We start from the raw sequence: 16,715 nt of genomic DNA, 5'->3' as shown, positions 1-16,715 counted from the left end.
GTTTCATGCATTTTCCGCCGGACGTTACGCCGCCCGAAAAAAGCATGACACCTTGATCCCATACGCTTCATATGGGGCCGGTATAACGGCCGACAGCCGGCAAAACTTACTCTTTCCATTGCTAAGGAAGTCAAAATATCGGCTTTTGATCACGAAGCTGATCGAGATGCCGATTCGACGTCGAATCTTGAACTCAGCCGGGCCTTCCGGTGCTCACGTACCCAAAACGTACGCTCCGCTCCTCGGTCCTCAGCTTCATCCAACCTTCTCGGTGCTGAAAAGCCGCGATTTTGAACACCCATCTTACAAAAAAGTCAAAATATCGGCTTTTGATCTTTCCTTATGTTGGAAATTCAGTTTTGCTTCTCCGGGAGGATATTCCGACTGCGCTTTGAACGTTGGCTTTCAGCAGGCCGCCAACTCTCTGGGGAACAAACTCGCAGCGTACTGGTTCCCTTCATCGAATCCAATCGATTCATTTGCAAATTCAATATGTCATAGTTATAACGCATTCGCCAGCCGCATGTCAATATTCTATAGACGTTGCGACATGCATTAATACAATTCCTGAACTTCCTGCGCTTTATCCGCGGGGCGCTCGCGCGTTTCCAGCGCATCCCAGCTGTCGCTGCTCAGCAGATCAAGCTGCGCCTCCACAAGCGTGCGGAATCTGGCCCGGTAGATGGAAGCCTGCTTTTTCAGCTCCTCGACCTCCATGGCGATTTTACGCGATTTGGCCAGCGACTCGTTGACGATCCGGTCGGCGTTTTTCTCCGCTTCCTTCACGATCAGCTGCGCTTCTTTTTTCGCGTTGTTCTTTACTTCATCCGCCGCCTCCTGGGCGACGATGATCGTTTTGCTCAGCGTTTCTTCAATCGTGGCAAAGTGATCCAACTTCTCCTGCATAGCCAACAACTGGTTGTGGAGCTCCTTATTCTCCCGGATCACGATTTCGTAATCCTTGATCACCTGGTCAAGAAATTCGTTGACTTCATCCTCGTCATAACCGCGAATACGTCTGGAGAACTCCTTGTTATGTATATCCAGCGGCGTTAATGGCATGATCCCCACCTCCTCAAATTTCAAAACTTCCCGACGGACGGGAAGGCGTTAGATATTCACGATATTTAGAGGTTGTGCTAAAAAATCCGACCTCTTGAACTCAGACATTACGGAACAGTACGAGACTACTAATTCGACAAGAATCCGCCATCTCCTGCAAAAGCTTCACACAAATTTGCCGATTTTGACACGATGCCGGCCTTTTTTCGTAAGCCCTTCCGTTTCAAGCACTTTAAAACGGCCGAACCCCTGCAGCGCCACAATGTCGCCCGCCTTCAACGGCTTGGAAGGGTCCTCCTCCGTCCGCCAGTTGACCCGGCAGCGGCCCGCCTTGATCGGAATCAGCACTTTGCTGCGGCTTAAATGGAATACATCGCTCACAATTCCGTCCAGCCTTAACGAAGCCACCGTCAAATCCATCGGTGCGAGCTCTTTTTCCGCCGTTTTCAACTCGCTTGGCTCCAAAATATCCGTGATCACGCCAACCCGATGCACCTGATGAAGATTTAAATTGAGGAACGGGGCGATCTCTTCGGCGACAACGACATGGCAGCCGTCTTCACGCACATGAATGTCGCCGATTTTATCCCGCTTGAGTCCAAGTCCCAAAATAGCGCCTAAATAGTCCCCATGCTGGAGCGAAATGAATTTTTGGTCCCCCGAGGCAATGCTGAGCACTTTCAGTCCCATCGGCTCCTGGCTCAGATCCCGGTAATCCGGGGCAATGAGCGCCCGCCGGCGCTCCGCATCTTCGTACCCGCCGTCAAAGCGGATTTGCACATCAGGGTGGCGGTTCGCCAAGGTTTCCAAAATATAACACTGCCGCGGATCCAGGAAGTCGCTTCGCTTGACCTCGTGGTATTCCCCGGCATTCGTTACCCATTCTGAGGCCCGGTCCGCAAAAGGACGCTCCTCCGGCCTGAAATGTTCGTATATGTCCGCCTGCATATCTAAATTACCCGAAGACAAAAATCAAAAGACTTTTTAATCCGAAAGAAGCTAGCCAAAGTGCCAACAAGGCAACGATTGGGGAAAAATCAATCATCCCGAGAGGCGGTACGATCCGGCGAAACGGGGCCAAATAAGGCTCGACCATTTTTCCGAGAAACTCGCCAATAAAGCTTTCACGCACATTCGGAACCCACGACATAAATATATAGATTATTATCATCCAATAATAAATTCTATATATTATGTCAACTACGTCCAACAAAGTTCCTACCAAGCTGTCATCACCTCATTCTGTTGTAATCGGAATCCTCGGCCAGCATTTCCGTAATGGATCCTTGAATCTCGACCGTATCCGGCGTGCACAGGAAAATATTGCTGCCGATTTTGGAGATGCTTCCGCTGAGCGCATAAATCGTCCCGCTTAGAAAGTCGATAATACGCAAGGCTTGGTCATTCCGGACCCGCTGCAAATTAACCACCACCGACCGGTGGGAACGCAGATGGTCGGCGATTTCCTGGGCCTCGTCATAGGAACGAGGTTCATAAAGGATCACTTTTACGTTTTTCTGGGAGTGAATGCTGACAACGTTGCTTCCTCTTTGATTTTTACGGGGTTCAAAGCTTGGGGTTTCAATTTCTTCCTCCTGGGCGGGAAATTTTTCACGCTCCACGATTTCTTCTTCCTCCTGAAGTCCCAGAAAATTCATGAACCGGTTCATGACTCCCATTACGTCTTTTCCCCTTTCCCTACTAAAAGAGTACCAAGGCGCACCCATGTCGCCCCTTCTTCGATCGCCACCTCAAAATCTCCCGACATCCCCATCGACAGTTCCGTCAGCGGTTCCTTAAGCGCCCCGCCCGCCCCGGCGTTCAGCTCGTCCCGCAGCTCCCGGAGCTTCCGGAACACCGGTCTGGCCAATTCCGGATCGTCCACGATCGGCGCCATCGTCATAAGGCCGATGATTTTAACATGGGCCAGGCCAGCGGTTTCCCGCAGCAAGGCGGCCGCTTCCTCCGGCGCTACTCCCTGCTTGGAGGCTTCGCCGGAAACGTTGACCTGCAAAAAAGCCGAAACCGTCAGATCCAACGCCGCAGCCCGCTTCTCCAGCTCCTTGGCCAACGACAGCCGGTCCAGCGAATGAACGTATTGGAATCTTCCGACGACGTCCTTCACTTTGTTGCTTTGCAAATGGCCGATAAAATGCCATATCCCTTGTCCGCCAAGCGCTTCCCATTTGGGCACCGCCGCTTGAGGGCGGTTTTCTCCGATATGAAGTATCCCTTCCTCCAACACGGAACGGGTCATGTCGGCCGACACGTATTTGGTGACGGCAACGATATTCACGTCATCGCGGTTTCTTCCGCTCCGCTTGCAGGCCGCTTGAATGCGCTCTTCCACCATTTCTATCCGTTCTTTCAGCGACAAAGAAAGGATCACCTCTCTTTCATGCCAATCCAGCTCGCCATCCTCCCCGTCACCCCGTTATGCTTGCGGTAGGAGAAAAACATTTCCGGACGGCAGCTTGTACACCATGTTGTACATTCGATATGAGTCGGCAATATTCCTGCTTTAATCATAATGATTCGATTCATTTCTTTCAAGTTCAGCATCGTTTTGCCTTCGTTCTTGGATGGCGTCGAAATCGGCTCCCCTTGCATATCCGGCGCCGCGCCGGGCAGCGCCTCCCTGACTTTACCCATCACCGCTTCGTCCACTTCATAGCAGCATTCTCCGATGCTCGGGCCGATCGCCGTCCGAATGTCGGAGCGCCGGCTGCCGAATTCGCGTTCCATCGTTTCGATCATCTTCCCGGCGATGAGCTGAACGGTCCCCTTCCATCCGGCATGAGCCAATCCGACGGTTTTGGTGACCGGATCGGCAAAATATAGCGGTACGCAATCGGCGTAAAAGGAGGCCAGCAAAACTTCCGGCACATTGGTCAGCAGCCCGTCCGTCGCCTGAAAGGCGCTGCTCCGGTCCAGATACCCCTTGCCGCGGTCCTCCTGCCGAACGATGGCGATTTGCGCGCCGTGCACCTGTTCGCCGCATGTCCAGCCCTCCGGGGAAAAGCCAAGCGCCCGGGCCAGGCGCCCCCGGTTTTCCAACACGTCCGAGGGATCGTCCCCGACATGATAAGCCAAATTCAAACTGCCGTAGGGCGGTTTGCTTACGCCCCCGCCGCGTCCGGTAAAGCCGGCGCTTAGGCCCGGCGCCAGATCGCGCCAAGCCTCCAGTTCAAAACGCTCCGGCTGCTGATCTATAGCATTTCTTATAAACGGTTCCATCATCCATCTCCCTTTGATCTTGCTTTTTTCAAACACTCCCGGTGCTGAAAACCTGATTTTTTTGAACACGTACTTAAAGTGTACCATAATTCGCTTTGCCTTTCGCGGATCAGCCGCGCCGTTCCGCCCGGCCGTCCCGGTCGATGTACACGGTCGTTTCGTATGCGGATTGCACCCTTGGTTCCCGCAGCTCCTCCATCTTCACGAGCACGACGTCGGAGCCGATTTTTACGATATTTCTCCAGGGAATGATCAGATCGCTGCCGCCTCCGAACAATCCCATGAATTTCGTATTGACCGGTACGACGATCGCCTCGATCACGCCCTGCCGCAAATCCAGCTCCAGGTCGCTGATATGCCCCAGCCGTTTTCCGTCCACCACATTAATGACATCCTTGGTCTGAAAATCGGATATTTTCATACTCGCTCTCACCACATTGTCCATGTTTAACGCCCCCGTCCCGCCAAATACTTTCCGTCCCTTTACTATATGATCCGGCTTTTCCGCTGATGCGCTTCCGACAGCGGGAAAAGGGACCTTTCCGAAGATCGCGGCGGTCCGCACGGAAAGGTCCCTTGGATTGCAAGGCTTATTTTTTTATTTTCCGAGAGCGCCGGCCGCGGCGCTTTCGCCGCCGAGACGCCCCGAAGTGAACGAGTAGCCGATGCCTACGCCGTTGCCGACATAAGTATCGTTAAACAGCACGCCTTCCGATTCGAGCCCAACCGCATAAAGCCCTTTGATCGGCACCCGGCCTTCGCCCAGAACCTGAAACTTGGGATTGACGAGCAGGCCGCCGACCGAACCGAGGTTGTTGATTTCGGCGATGATCGCGTAATAAGGCCCTTCGCCCATCGGAACCAGGTACTGCTTCGCTTTGCCGAAATCCGTGTCTACTCCGGTTTTTGTGGCCACGGTATAGTTATCGAAAGCCTCCTTGAACACCTCGGCGTCCATTCCCGCGTTTTGGGCCAATTCCCCGATCGTATCGCCTTTATATCCGCCGCCGTTTTTCACCATGGACTCAAAGACTTGCTCTACGTTTGTCCACGGTGTGTCGAGCTTGAACTTATCGGAGAAGTCGGCGTAAAATTCCGGCGGCATCCCCGGAAGACCCGGAGCCTTGACGCCGTTCATCCCTTTCGCTTCCAGGGCGTCAAGCTGCGATTTCGAAACGATGACCAGGTGGTAAGGGCCGTTAAAAGCGCTCGTATTCGCCGCGGCTACCGACGTCAAGGTGGCCGCTTCGTCCCTGAATCTGGCCCCCGAAGGCCCCACGTTCATCAGCGTCGGAAGATAGCTCAGCATCAGCGGGTAGCTGGCTTCAAACGAGGAATATTCCTTTTTCAAACCGCTCGTCGCTCTCGCCAGCGTCTGATGGAGCATTTGGCCGCCGAAGTTGTCCGGGACTTTGGCGCCGACCGCCCAGGACATTTTCAGCCCCTCCCCGATGTTTTGGCCGAGGCCCCCATTTACGCCTTCAAAGCCAAACGCTTCCTTGACCATTTCCTTGTTGCCCGCGTATCCGCCCGTCGCCATGACCACGCTTTTCGCGGAAATTTCCAGGGTCGTGCCGTCGGCCTTTGCGGCTTTTACGCCGACGACCGCACCGCTCGCATCGGTCATCAGCTCTTTGGCCGTCGTTTCGGTAATAACCTGGCCGCCGTTTTTCTCCACGGATGCGGCCAGCATCTTGCGCAGCGTCTGCTCCCGCGTATCGTAAGCCGGAAGCACGTGAAGCTGTTCCCCGGCAAAGTTCAGGAACGTCGTGACATAACCTTTGCTTTTCAGCCAGTCGTAGGTTTCACCGGATTTGGTGACGTACTGGCGGATCGCAGCGGCGTCCACACGCCAGTGGTTGTTGGCGATCCAGTCGGCGATTTCTTGCTCGACATTCACCTTTATCCCGTTTTCAACCGCGGCGGACGAGTTGTAAAATTTCCCTGCCCACGATAAGTTGCTGGCGCCGCCGATAACGCCAGTTTTTTCCACGATAATGACTTTGGCTCCTTTATCCGCCGCCGTAACGGCGGCCGACACGCCGGATGCGCCCGCGCCGACGACGACGACGTCAGCCTGGAGCTTTTCCGTTTTGCCTTCGCCGGCTTTCGCCACGCCGCCCGATTTCAGAGCCGTTAGATCCCCGCCCGCCTGCTGCACGGCCTTTTCCACGGCGGTCAGCATCGCTTCGCTCGACTTGCTGGCGCCGCTGACGGCGTCCACCGCCAACGTTTGATTTTGCAGAATCTGCTCTTTGATTTTTTCGAGCGCGGCATCGCCCAGTCCTTCCGTTTCGGTTTGGCTGACGATTTGAATGTCCTTGATTTGATCCGGCTCTTCCATCGTGACTTCCACTTTGACCGTTCCGTCTTTCCCCTCGGCTTCCCCCGTATACGTTCCGGCTTTAAACGAAGATTGTTCCGGCGCGGACGATGGGCCGGATTCCCGGGAATTCCCCGCTGACTGGCATCCGCTTAGCACGGAAACCGCCAGCGCAAGACAAACGGTAAATACCAACCATGATTTGAAGCGTTTTTTGCTGCTCATGATGTTCCTCCCCCTACCCCATAATTCGAAGCCGCAGAAACGTGATTATTTTCACATGAACTTACGTATTTCCATCATCGGCCAGCTTCAAAAAAAGTCTAAACCTTGGTGCGGCACCAAGGTCAACTCCCCTTTCGAGAGCCCCTAATCACGACACCGGGATATTGACCTCCAGATACGAACGTTTTTTCCCGTCCCGGTTTTCCGTCAGCATCAGCTTCCCGATCACGTCTCCGCCAATCGAATACCCCTGCTCGTCCACATGATCCAGCATAAATTGCAGCGCGCTTTTCGTAAAAAGATCTCCATCCGCGGATACAATGACCGCCGAAACGCACTTGGACGCAGGGATAAATTCCAAATGATCCTGAATTTCCAAGCCAAGCTCCCCGGCATCGTCCTCCGACACCGTGATTCCCCAACTGTACTCCAGATTATCCGAATTGTCCGCCAGGACGATCTCCCGCTCGATGCGAAAGCAATAAAATGTATACGGAAGTACTTCCATCAAAGCGTTAACCGTTTTTTCCAAGCCGCGGTTTTTAAGCAGGCTGTTTTTGTCCGTTTGCTTCAAGCGGTATAAGCCGGGCTTCTGTTTGAGGCTGCACCGGTAAAGGGACGCTTCGATCGATTGGATCTCCCGGTTCAGCTCGTCCAGTTTATTCAGCAGCATCGCGCTTTTGCGGATCTCCGCCTCAAGCTGCCCACGGCTGGCCTTCAGCTTTGCCGATACGGCGTCTATGGAAGAATGTTTGATCAGTTCGGCCACGTCCTGCAAAGGGATTTGCAAGCTGCGGTACCAACGGCTCATCAGCAGGTCCCTGGCGTCCAAATCGTTAAAATACCGGTAGCTGTTGTTATGGTCTTTCACCGGCCGGACGATGCCATGCTTTTCGTACAGCCGCAGCGTATCCCTCGTAATGCCCAGAAGCGAAGAAAACTCGCCGATGCAATATTTCATGCGTCCCCCTCCGTCCGTCTCCATCCGCGCTAGTGCTTCATGCTATTTAAAGTTGAACGAATGATTGTAAGGTTCAACTTAATATAATTTTACAGAAGCTTAACGCTAGGAAGATATGGAGTTGTTCACAATGATCGTAAGCGAGTCTAACACGCTTGTTTCCATTAAAAAAGGCCCCCAAGGGACCTGTCATTTACGACTTCACATGCTTTTGCATTTGTAAAATAGCGGATTTCTCAAGCCGGGATACCTGGGCTTGGGAGATGCCGATCTCATCGGCCACCTCCATTTGCGTCTTGCCTTCAAAAAAACGCATGGAAAGGATCATTTTTTCGCGGCGCCCGAGCCGCTGCATCGCCTCGCGCAAAGCGATTTCTTCAATCCATGACACATCCTTGTTCTTATCGTCGCTGATTTGATCCATGACGTAAATCGGGTCTCCCCCGTCATGGTAAATCGGCTCAAACAGCGATACCGGGTCCTGGATCGCATCCAGGGCAAACACGACATCTTCCTTCGGCAAACCAAGCGCTTCCGAAATTTCGAAAATCGTGGGCTCCCGCGAATTTTGGTTGGTTAGGTTGTCCCGCATTTGCAGCGCTTTGTAGGCGATATCTCTGAGGCTGCGGGATACGCGGATCGGATTGTTGTCGCGCAAGTACCGGCGGATTTCCCCAATGATCATCGGCACCGCGTAGGTCGAAAACTTGACGTTTTGCGATAAATCGAAATTATCGATGGCTTTCATGAGTCCAATGCAGCCAACCTGGAACAGGTCGTCCACATACTCCCCCCGATTGTTGAATCGCTGGATGACGCTCAGCACGAGTCTCAGATTGCCATTCACTAACTTTTCTCTGGCTGATCTTACGTGGTCCTGCTGCAACGAGTGGAACAATTCACGCATTTCCGCATTGGTTAGAACGGGCAATTTTGCGGTATCGACACCGCAAATTTCGACTTTGTTTCGGGTCATCGTGTCTTACCTCCCAAGGAGTAAACTAATGATCATTATCTCCTTGGGCTGCATTTTTATTCCTTGCATGAACCGCCGTAAAGCCGGGCCTTTACACCATCTTATTGAATTCCTTGCGCAATCGCTTGATGATCCTTTTTTCGAGGCGGGAAATGTACGATTGGGAAATTCCCAGCAGATCGGCCACATCCTTTTGCGTTTTCTCGTCGCCGTCCACCAGGCCGAACCGCAGCTCCATGATCATCCGCTCCCGTTCGCTCAGCTTGTCGAGCGCTTTATGCAGCAGCTTCCGGTCCACCTGCTCTTCGATGTTCCGGTAAATCGTATCGTTCTCCGTCCCCAGCACATCGGACAACAGCAGCTCATTGCCGTCCCAATCAATGTTCAGCGGCTCATCAAAAGAAACCTCGGTGCGGATCTTGCTGTTGCGGCGCAAATACATCAGGATTTCGTTTTCGATGCAGCGCGAAGCGTACGTAGCCAGTTTAATCTTTTTCTCCGGATCAAAAGTGTTGACCGCCTTAATCAGGCCGATGGCTCCAATCGAAACCAGGTCCTCGATATTGATGCCGGTGTTTTCAAACTTTCTTGCAATGTACACGACCAGCCGCAAATTGCGTTCGATCAGCATCGCCCGGATCGCGGAGTCGCCGCTCGGCAGCCGCTGGAGCAAATACTCCTCCTCTTCGCGCGTCAATGGGGGCGGCAGCGCTTCGCTTCCGCCTATATAATAGATTTCCTCGCTTTTTAGTCCGAATAGAAACAACAACCGATAGTACTGAAGCTGCAGCAACAACTTCCATTTTGCACGCATGATTTCTTTCCTCCTATACAAGTTCCCGTTTTACCGGTGAAGTCCGGACCTCCCGCCCACGTCGGCAAGCGGGGCCAGCCCGGAAGATATGTTCGGCGAAGGCTGGCGCTCCGCTTCCCTGCCTTCCACTAACGCAGGATGCACGATGGCCCGATAGGCCCCTTCCGCTGACAAACGTCCTCCATCCAATCCGATAAGCACCCGGGTAGAATGAAAGTTCCGACCCTCCAAGGTAATGCTGACTTCATCCGGCTTAAGCGCAAGCATAAATTGCGTTCCTTTGTTGATTCCGCGATACGGCACCAGACGCAAACGATCGGGCCAGGGAAAAGCTCCTGCTTCCGTCCACTCCATAATGAGGTTGTCCGCCCGCTCCTTGGCAAGCTTGCCGCGAAAAGATGGGGGAAGCAAATCCTCCCACAGCGACGCCTCCATCACCATTACCGGCAACCGGCTGAGCGGATCGGACAACTGGTTGCCCGTATCGACCAGGCCCGTGCAGCAAACCTCGGAATCTCCAATCCGAACCCGGACCTCTCCGACAAAAGAGGAGATCCGCTCCTGCCGATGACGCGCCGCAATGACCCGTTTAAACCACCACAACACGGCAAAAAACAGGACAAGCGTAAACAAGGCCCCTATTTTCAGCGAAAACCCCATCCCTCCGGTCGCGGAATACCATATTCCGTTCCATAAGTCGCCATAGTCCTGCAGCAAATAATGCACGCCCAGGATGCCGCCCGCCGCCGCAAAATTAACCATGTAAAAAGCCCCCATGTTCCGCAGATAGTTTTGCAAACTTCCAAAGCCGAAGGCGATCCATAACATAGCGACGGAGAACAGGAACTTGACCAAAAACGTATACAAAAACCCAAGCTCCGGCAAAAACATCATGACGACATACATGGCTCCAACGCACGCCGAAGCGGCGATCCGCCATACTTTGATCTTCTGCTTCCGCATCCATGCCGTAGCGAGCAGCAAACTTGCGTCGATCAATAGGTTCATCGCAAATATGAGATCGATATACACTACCAACGGCGTTCACCTGCCTGGGGAGATGCTTATCAGTATAAAGAGATTGGCTTATAAAGTCTGTCTAAAATTGAAAGCAGAATCCCACTAATTTTGTCGACCCAAGGGGCCTTGCGCGTACACGGGGCATAATATATGGAGTTGGAGTCCTTTAGCCTCCAGTTCCCTCCTCTCCTCCCTACCAGCGCACCGTCTTCTACCCCGCTATGAAATTTCATAACTCAACTTTCGCAGCAAAAAATCGGCAGACAAGCCTTGATGGAGCAGGGTAAAGCAGCGCAAAGTGGAGGGGCAGATTTCGTGTCTTGATGTTCCTGCCTGTAACCTTTGCACGATTATCCCATTCGTTCAGGGAGCAGGGGATGGGGCTAGAGCAAAGGTTCCAAAAAAGAGAGAAGAAAAAAGAAAGGGGAAAAAATGAGGCGCTCAGGTGAGATTTTGCGTTTGATAAGGGAACGTGCGTTTGGTTTAATGAAATAAACCGAACGTATGTACCTGAATTCTTGATATCGGGGGCGAGCAGGCATGGGTGCCAATGCAGGAATGGAACTTCAACCATTCAGCAGCCCGTTATAACAGCGAGCAAGCCTGCATAGAAGCGCTGATCGCGATGAAGTGGCCAAGCGGCTTCGTCTGCCCGCGCTGCGCTCACACCCGGTGCAGCAGCCTGGCTTCCCGGCGTATTCCCTTGTTCAAGTGCGGAAAGTGCAAGCATCAAACGTCGGCTTTGGCCGGTACGATTTTTGAAGGAACCCGGCTGCGCTTGCCCGGAGCGGAAGAAACGATGCGGCAGAAGTTGCTGCGTATGTGTGTGGCGATTCCGGCGATCCCTTACCGCCGGCTGATTGCGCGCCAATCGAACCAGCCCCGTGCGGCTGTAGCCTGATCGTGGCGCTGGAACGGTGGGGGGGTTTGATGCAGATCAACTTATCGGGTCCTTGATCTCCTGTCCTTGATCTCCTGTCTTAATCTCTTGTCCGGTCTGTTTCACCTCCCCTAAACCTGATTCCTTCTCCTAAACCCGTCTAAATTATCTCGAACCTATCTGCTTCTCCACCAAATATTTTCGCCCGAGCTTGTCTTTCTCTCTGCTATCTGATTAAACGGGATAATCATGCAAAGTCTCCGGACAGCGAGTATTGATCTGCCGCCCCTTCCCCCCACTTCCCTATCCTCAAGCTTTCAACGCCCTTCCGTGTTTCTCGCCACGATCGCTTTTCGACTAAATTCTAGCAAAAAAAAGACCCTGTCCCTAATCGGGACAAGGTCTTCGGGGAGACGTACTACCCTTGCTTAGTCGTTATTGTTCCGCGAACGGTTACGGAGAAACGTCGGGATGTCGAGCTGATCTCCGCTCGGCTGGTTGCCGAACGGTCGCAGATTCGAAGCCGGACGCGTGTCCTGCGGCTCGGATACGCCCGGAGCAGCGGCCGGTTTGCGGGCTGGCTGCACCGCAGGCTTATTCTCGAACCCGGTCGCAATAACCGTCACTTTGATTTCTTCCTTCATATTCTCGTCAATGATCGCGCCGAAAATCATGTTCACTTCCGGATCGGAAGCGGCGATCACGATTTCCGCGGCCTCGTTGACTTCATACAGGGACAGGTTGGCTCCACCCGTAATGTTCATGATAACGCCGCGCGCACCTTCGATGGACGTTTCCAAGAGCGGGCTCATGATCGCCTTGCGGGCGGCTTCGGCGGCCCGGTTCTCGCCGGTAGCGAGGCCGATGCCCATCAGTGCGGAGCCGCGTTCGGTCATGATCGTCTTCACATCGGCGAAGTCGAGGTTGATCAGACCCGGTACGGCGATCAAGTCGGAGATGCCCTGCACCGCCTGACGCAGCACGTTGTCCGCTTCGCGGAACGCTTCCAACATCGGCGTTTTCTTATCGACGATTTCCAACAAGCGGTCGTTCGGAATCACGATCAGGGTATCGACTTTTTCTTTCAACGATTCGATGCCAAGCTCCGCCTGGGAAGAACGCTTACGGCCTTCAAACGTAAACGGACGGGTCACGACGCCGACCGTCAGCGCTCCGCATTCTCTGGCGATTTCGGCGATGACCGGAGCCGCCCCGGTGCCGGTGCCGCCGCCCATTCCGGCCGTGACGAACACCATGTCCGCGCCTTTTAACGTATTTGCGATCAGCTCGCGGGATTCTTCGGCCGCTTTCTTGCCGACCTCCGGATTGGCGCCGGCGCCCAGTCCGCGCGTCAATTTATCCCCGATCTGCAATTTATGTTCGGACTTGGCCAAATGAAGCGCTTGGGCGTCCGTATTTACCGTAATGAACTCGACGCCTTGCACGCCGTTTTCGATCATCCGGTTGACCGCGTTGCTTCCGCCCCCGCCTACCCCGATGACCTTGATTTGAGCCAAGCTCTCCATTTCGAAATCAAATTCCAACATACTCTTCCATCTCCCCCTCAATGTGCATGGATGGCCCGTTCTTCATCCTTGAATTTGCTATATAAATTCGCTGAACAGATTTTTAAGACGTTCCATCAGGCCGCCCGATTTGCGGGCCGGCTCCTGTGTCGGCGAAGCGGGTTTGCTCCGGCCGGCCGTCTTCTTCGCCCCGGAGTTCCGAACGCGAATGCTCTTGATTACCTTGTACAAAATGCCTACGCCGCCGGTAAACCCGGGGTCGCGAACCCCGATATAATCCGGAACGGCGATTCTGACGGAAGCCGCCAGCTCCTGCTGCGCGATCTTAAGCAGCCCCGGCATCGATACGGTTCCCCCCGTCAAAATATAGCCTCCCGGCTGCTCGCTGTAGCCGAGCCGCTTGACTTCCTGGCGGATCAACTGGAAGATCTCCTGAACGCGAGGCTCGGCGATGGCTGCCAAGTCTTCCTGCGTAAATTCCTTGTCCACATTGCTGCCGATCCGCGTTACCTTAAAGGTTACGTCCGGCGCGGCGTCCTCAATCGAGGCGCAGCCGTATTTCAGCTTCGCCTTCTCCGCATGATCGGTCAACGTGCGGAGACCGTAAGCAATGTCGTTCGTTATAAATTCTCCCCCAATCGGAAGCGTGGATGTGGACACGATCGTGCCGCCTTCAAACACAGCGATCGTAGTGGATCCGGCGCCGATATCCACCAGCACCGAACCCATGGTTTTTTCGTCCTTGGATAAGGCGAGCTGCCCTGCGCCCAGCGATAACAATACCAAATCCCGGACCTTCAGCCCGGATTTCTCCACGCAGCGGAGCAAATTGTGAATCGCCGTCTTCGCTCCCGTGATAATCGTCGCTTCCACTTCCAGGCGGACTCCGATCATGCCGCGGGGATCCTGAATGCCTTCAAGCCCGTCCACCACATATTGCTTGGCCACAATATCGATAATTTCGCGTTCCGGCGGCAGGGCGATGACTTCGGCCGCCTTCAGCACGCGGTCGATATCGTCCTCGCCGATTTCCCGATCTTCATTTTGTACGGCTACTACTCCGTGGCTCGTTTGGAGTCCGATGTGGTTGCCCGAAATGCCGACATATACTTCCGATATTTGAATACCTACCATCCGTTCCGCGTGATCCACGGCGTTGCGGATCGATTGGACCGTTTGGTCAATATCTACAATCGCGCCTTTTCGAATTCCTTCCGAGTCGGCAGATCCAACTCCAATAATATTAAAGGTTCCATTGCCAATTTCCCCAATAATAGCACGAACTTTGGATGTACCGATGTCCAAACTAACAATGATGTCATTGTTGCTCAAGCCCTGGCACCTCCTATTTCCCATTCTAAATATTCTTGCCGTGTTAAATGCACTCTCTACATATTCAACGCCGTTTAACCTTTCCCTCTTTTTTCTACAAATTTTTTGACTTCCAAGTTTTACATCTATCTGACGATAGGACCGCAAAAATCAGAAGAAAAAAGAGGGAGATAGGAAACTAGCCCATAAAATGTATTTTAACATTGTTTTTCACTCATGAGTAGTGTCATTTTGGCCGTTCTCTTCGCCTTCCGGCGGGGGATACGGCACATAGGAATCGGCATCCAGCATTTTCAGCTGTCCGGGATCCTGGTTTTGCAAAATCTCGTTCAAATACTCCGCCTTTTTCGGCAGCAGCGAGATTGCGGAAATCACTTCGAATTCCGAGCGCGTATACATTTTGATCCGGTCCGGATAAGACAAGGTTGGCGAAGGAACGATCTCGGAAATATCGGCGGTCAGCTCGCCCGGGATTTCCGACAACGTTTTGCAGAGTTTCACCAGATTGGGGTCATTCTCTTTCCACCCGGTCAAAATAGGCTTGTCCACCGGCATGGAGCCGTTTTGCAGCGGGATCTTGGTGCCGTTCGCCAGCAGTCCGCTCAGCTTGCCGCCGTCGGTAAGCTCATAGGCCGCAAGCGGAAACTCTTCGATCCGGATCTCGATCTTTCCCGGGAATTTTTTGTCCACGACCGCATGCTCCACGGAAGGAATGCTCTCCAATTTGCGCTCAACGTTCCCCGAACTGACGGCAAAAAACGGCGCCCCGACTTCCAGTCCGGCGGCCTTTAGAAGCTCGCTCTCCGTCGAATACATATTGCCGTGAAACGTAATCGCCGAAACCTTGCTTAAGGACGAGCGAAAAAAAAGCACGCAAAGTAACGAAACGAACAGCAAGATGAGGATCACTTTTACTTTTCGGCCGCTTTTCCTTTTCGGTTTTACCGGCTCTTTCAGGACAGGTACATTCGCTTTGGGCATGTCATTTCTCCGCAACTTTCTGAATAAATAATATAAAAGAACGTCCAAAAGCCTTGATCCCCTCCGGACGGAGGGGATGTAAGGCCAAGCCTCAGGCTAAATCAAGCTGCTTCAGCACGGGGGTTTCGCGATGGATCGCGCCCCCGAGACGCTGGAACATCGTTTCGATCCGGTCGTAGCCGCGATCGATATGATGAACCTGCTCCACGATCGTTTTGCCTTGCGCCGCCAGGCCCGCAATGACTAGCGCGGCGCCGGCCCGCAGGTCCGTGGCCTCCACGGTGGCTCCGTACAATCTCGGCACCCCGCGAATGAAAGCCAGATTCAAATCGACCGAAATGTCGGCGCCCATCCGGACCAATTCGTCCACATGCTTGAATCTGCCCTCGAACACGGTCTCCTTCATTACGCTGAGTCCGTCCGCCAACGCAAGCAATACCATGATTTGCGACTGCAGATCGGTCGGAAAGGAAGGATACGGCGAAGTCACGATCCGCTCCACCGCTCTAGGACGGCCTGCGCTGCTAATCGTTATTATATCATCGGCAGCTCCAATTTGAACACCTGCCCGCCGCAGCACATGAAGCAGGGACACCAGGTGCGCCGGATTGCAGTGGGTCAGCGTCACGCTGCCGCGCGTAGCGGCTACGGCGATCAGCGCGGTTCCGGCAACGATACGGTCGGGGATAACCTCGTAATCGCAAGGATACAGGCGCTCTACGCCGCGAATCGTAATCGTGTCCGTTCCGGCGCCGATGATGCTCGCCCCCATGGCGTTCAAGAAGTTTTGCAGATCCTGAATTTCCGGTTCCCGGGCGGCATTGGTGATTACCGTCGTCCCTTCCGCCAGCGCGGCCGCCATCATGATGTTTTCCGTCGCCCCGACACTGGGAAAATCAAGGTGAATATCGCAACCGACCAGCCTGCTGGCCCGGCACCGGATTTGCTGCTCGCTTTCCTCGATTTGCGCCCCCAGGGCTTCCAGCCCTTTCAAATGCAAATCGATTTTTCGTTCGCCGATGGCGCACCCGCCCGGCTGGTAAATGCAAACCTCCCCGAACCTGGCGAGCAGCGGCCCCATCAAAAAAATCGACGACCGCATCTGCTTCATCAAATCCTCCGGCACATGGCTTGAATCCGCGCTTCCCGTGTCGACCGTAACCGTATCCCCTAAATGGACGGCTTTGCAGCCAAGGCGGCCGAGTATGCCCAGCATGACATCAATATCGAGCAGACGGGGGACATTTCGAAGTTGCACCTTGCCTTCGGACAGCAAACTAGCGGCCAGAATCGGCAGTGCGGCATTTTTTGCTCCATGGATACGAATGGTTCCTGATAGGGGTCTCCCGCCTTCGATCACCAATTTGTCCAATGTATC

General features: G+C 53.7%; 17 protein-coding genes. 1 reads left to right on the top strand and 16 read right to left on the bottom strand.

Features of this window, described 5'->3' with window-relative positions; genetic code table 11:
* Positions 1-555 precede the first annotated feature (555 nt).
* The 12 genes from DYE26_RS00905 to spoIIGA all read right to left on the bottom strand — a co-directional run bounded on the left by DYE26_RS00905 (position 556) and on the right by spoIIGA (position 10,636).
* On the bottom strand, positions 556-1,062 hold the full coding sequence (locus tag DYE26_RS00905) for a DivIVA domain-containing protein (RefSeq protein ID WP_036621423.1): 507 nt from the start codon (positions 1,060-1,062) through the stop codon (positions 556-558).
* A gap of 165 nt (positions 1,063-1,227) precedes the next feature.
* Positions 1,228-2,010: a YlmH family RNA-binding protein gene (locus tag DYE26_RS00900; RefSeq protein ID WP_036621422.1), complete on the bottom strand. Its 783-nt coding sequence runs from the start codon at positions 2,008-2,010 to the stop codon at positions 1,228-1,230.
* A 7-nt stretch (positions 2,011-2,017) separates the two neighbouring features.
* Positions 2,018-2,272: a YggT family protein gene (locus DYE26_RS00895; protein ID WP_306308152.1), complete on the bottom strand. Its 255-nt coding sequence runs from the start codon at positions 2,270-2,272 to the stop codon at positions 2,018-2,020.
* A 22-nt stretch (positions 2,273-2,294) separates the two neighbouring features.
* The gene (locus DYE26_RS00890) at positions 2,295-2,741 is read right to left on the bottom strand and encodes a cell division protein SepF (RefSeq protein WP_036621418.1); all 447 of its coding nucleotides are present in this window, start codon (positions 2,739-2,741) and stop codon (positions 2,295-2,297) included.
* Complete coding sequence (locus DYE26_RS00885; protein WP_036627886.1) at positions 2,741-3,439, bottom strand: YggS family pyridoxal phosphate-dependent enzyme; 699 nt, start codon at positions 3,437-3,439, stop codon at positions 2,741-2,743. The genes DYE26_RS00890 and DYE26_RS00885 overlap by 1 nt, the downstream gene beginning before the upstream one ends.
* Positions 3,440-3,447: 8 nt before the next feature.
* Positions 3,448-4,299, bottom strand: a complete 852-nt coding sequence (pgeF, locus tag DYE26_RS00880; protein WP_036627885.1) for a peptidoglycan editing factor PgeF — start codon at positions 4,297-4,299, stop codon at positions 3,448-3,450.
* A 109-nt stretch (positions 4,300-4,408) separates the two neighbouring features.
* Entirely contained in the window at positions 4,409-4,744 is a 336-nt protein-coding gene (locus DYE26_RS00875) for a YlmC/YmxH family sporulation protein (protein ID WP_036627883.1), read from the bottom strand.
* 153 nt (positions 4,745-4,897) lie between these two features.
* Complete coding sequence (locus DYE26_RS00870; RefSeq protein WP_036621415.1) at positions 4,898-6,847, bottom strand: FAD-dependent oxidoreductase; 1,950 nt, start codon at positions 6,845-6,847, stop codon at positions 4,898-4,900.
* Positions 6,848-6,995: 148 nt separating this feature from the next.
* On the bottom strand, positions 6,996-7,808 hold the full coding sequence (locus DYE26_RS00865; RefSeq protein WP_036621414.1) for a MerR family transcriptional regulator: 813 nt from the start codon (positions 7,806-7,808) through the stop codon (positions 6,996-6,998).
* A gap of 193 nt (positions 7,809-8,001) precedes the next feature.
* Complete coding sequence (gene sigG, locus DYE26_RS00860; RefSeq protein ID WP_036621413.1) at positions 8,002-8,784, bottom strand: RNA polymerase sporulation sigma factor SigG; 783 nt, start codon at positions 8,782-8,784, stop codon at positions 8,002-8,004.
* Positions 8,785-8,875: 91 nt separating this feature from the next.
* Positions 8,876-9,598: an RNA polymerase sporulation sigma factor SigE gene (gene sigE / locus DYE26_RS00855; protein ID WP_036621412.1), complete on the bottom strand. Its 723-nt coding sequence runs from the start codon at positions 9,596-9,598 to the stop codon at positions 8,876-8,878.
* Positions 9,599-9,628: 30 nt separating this feature from the next.
* The gene (spoIIGA, locus tag DYE26_RS00850; RefSeq protein ID WP_051985368.1) at positions 9,629-10,636 is read right to left on the bottom strand and encodes a sigma-E processing peptidase SpoIIGA; all 1,008 of its coding nucleotides are present in this window, start codon (positions 10,634-10,636) and stop codon (positions 9,629-9,631) included.
* Positions 10,637-11,168: 532 nt separating this feature from the next.
* On the opposite strand from spoIIGA, the gene DYE26_RS33965 reads away from it, so the two are divergent.
* Positions 11,169-11,519, top strand: a complete 351-nt coding sequence (locus tag DYE26_RS33965; protein WP_036621410.1) for a transposase — start codon at positions 11,169-11,171, stop codon at positions 11,517-11,519.
* Positions 11,520-11,926: 407 nt separating this feature from the next.
* On the opposite strand, the gene ftsZ is transcribed toward DYE26_RS33965, so the two are convergent.
* The 4 genes from ftsZ to murA all read right to left on the bottom strand — a co-directional run bounded on the left by ftsZ (position 11,927) and on the right by murA (position 16,709).
* On the bottom strand, positions 11,927-13,045 hold the full coding sequence (gene ftsZ, locus DYE26_RS00840; protein ID WP_036621409.1) for a cell division protein FtsZ: 1,119 nt from the start codon (positions 13,043-13,045) through the stop codon (positions 11,927-11,929).
* Between the two features lie 57 nt (positions 13,046-13,102).
* Positions 13,103-14,356, bottom strand: a complete 1,254-nt coding sequence (gene ftsA, locus DYE26_RS00835; protein ID WP_036621407.1) for a cell division protein FtsA — start codon at positions 14,354-14,356, stop codon at positions 13,103-13,105.
* A gap of 210 nt (positions 14,357-14,566) precedes the next feature.
* The gene (locus DYE26_RS00830; protein WP_036627876.1) at positions 14,567-15,337 is read right to left on the bottom strand and encodes a cell division protein FtsQ/DivIB; all 771 of its coding nucleotides are present in this window, start codon (positions 15,335-15,337) and stop codon (positions 14,567-14,569) included.
* A 91-nt stretch (positions 15,338-15,428) separates the two neighbouring features.
* Positions 15,429-16,709 carry a UDP-N-acetylglucosamine 1-carboxyvinyltransferase gene (gene murA, locus DYE26_RS00825; protein ID WP_036621405.1) on the bottom strand — a complete coding sequence of 427 codons (1,281 nt, stop codon included), beginning with the start codon at positions 16,707-16,709 and terminating at the stop codon, positions 15,429-15,431.
* Positions 16,710-16,715 lie beyond the last annotated feature (6 nt).

Origin of the sequence: Paenibacillus macerans (genome assembly GCF_900454495.1) — a bacterium.
Classification (GTDB): Bacteria; Bacillota; Bacilli; order Paenibacillales; family Paenibacillaceae; genus Fontibacillus; species Fontibacillus macerans.
This window is presented reverse-complemented; position numbering and strand designations above follow the sequence as displayed.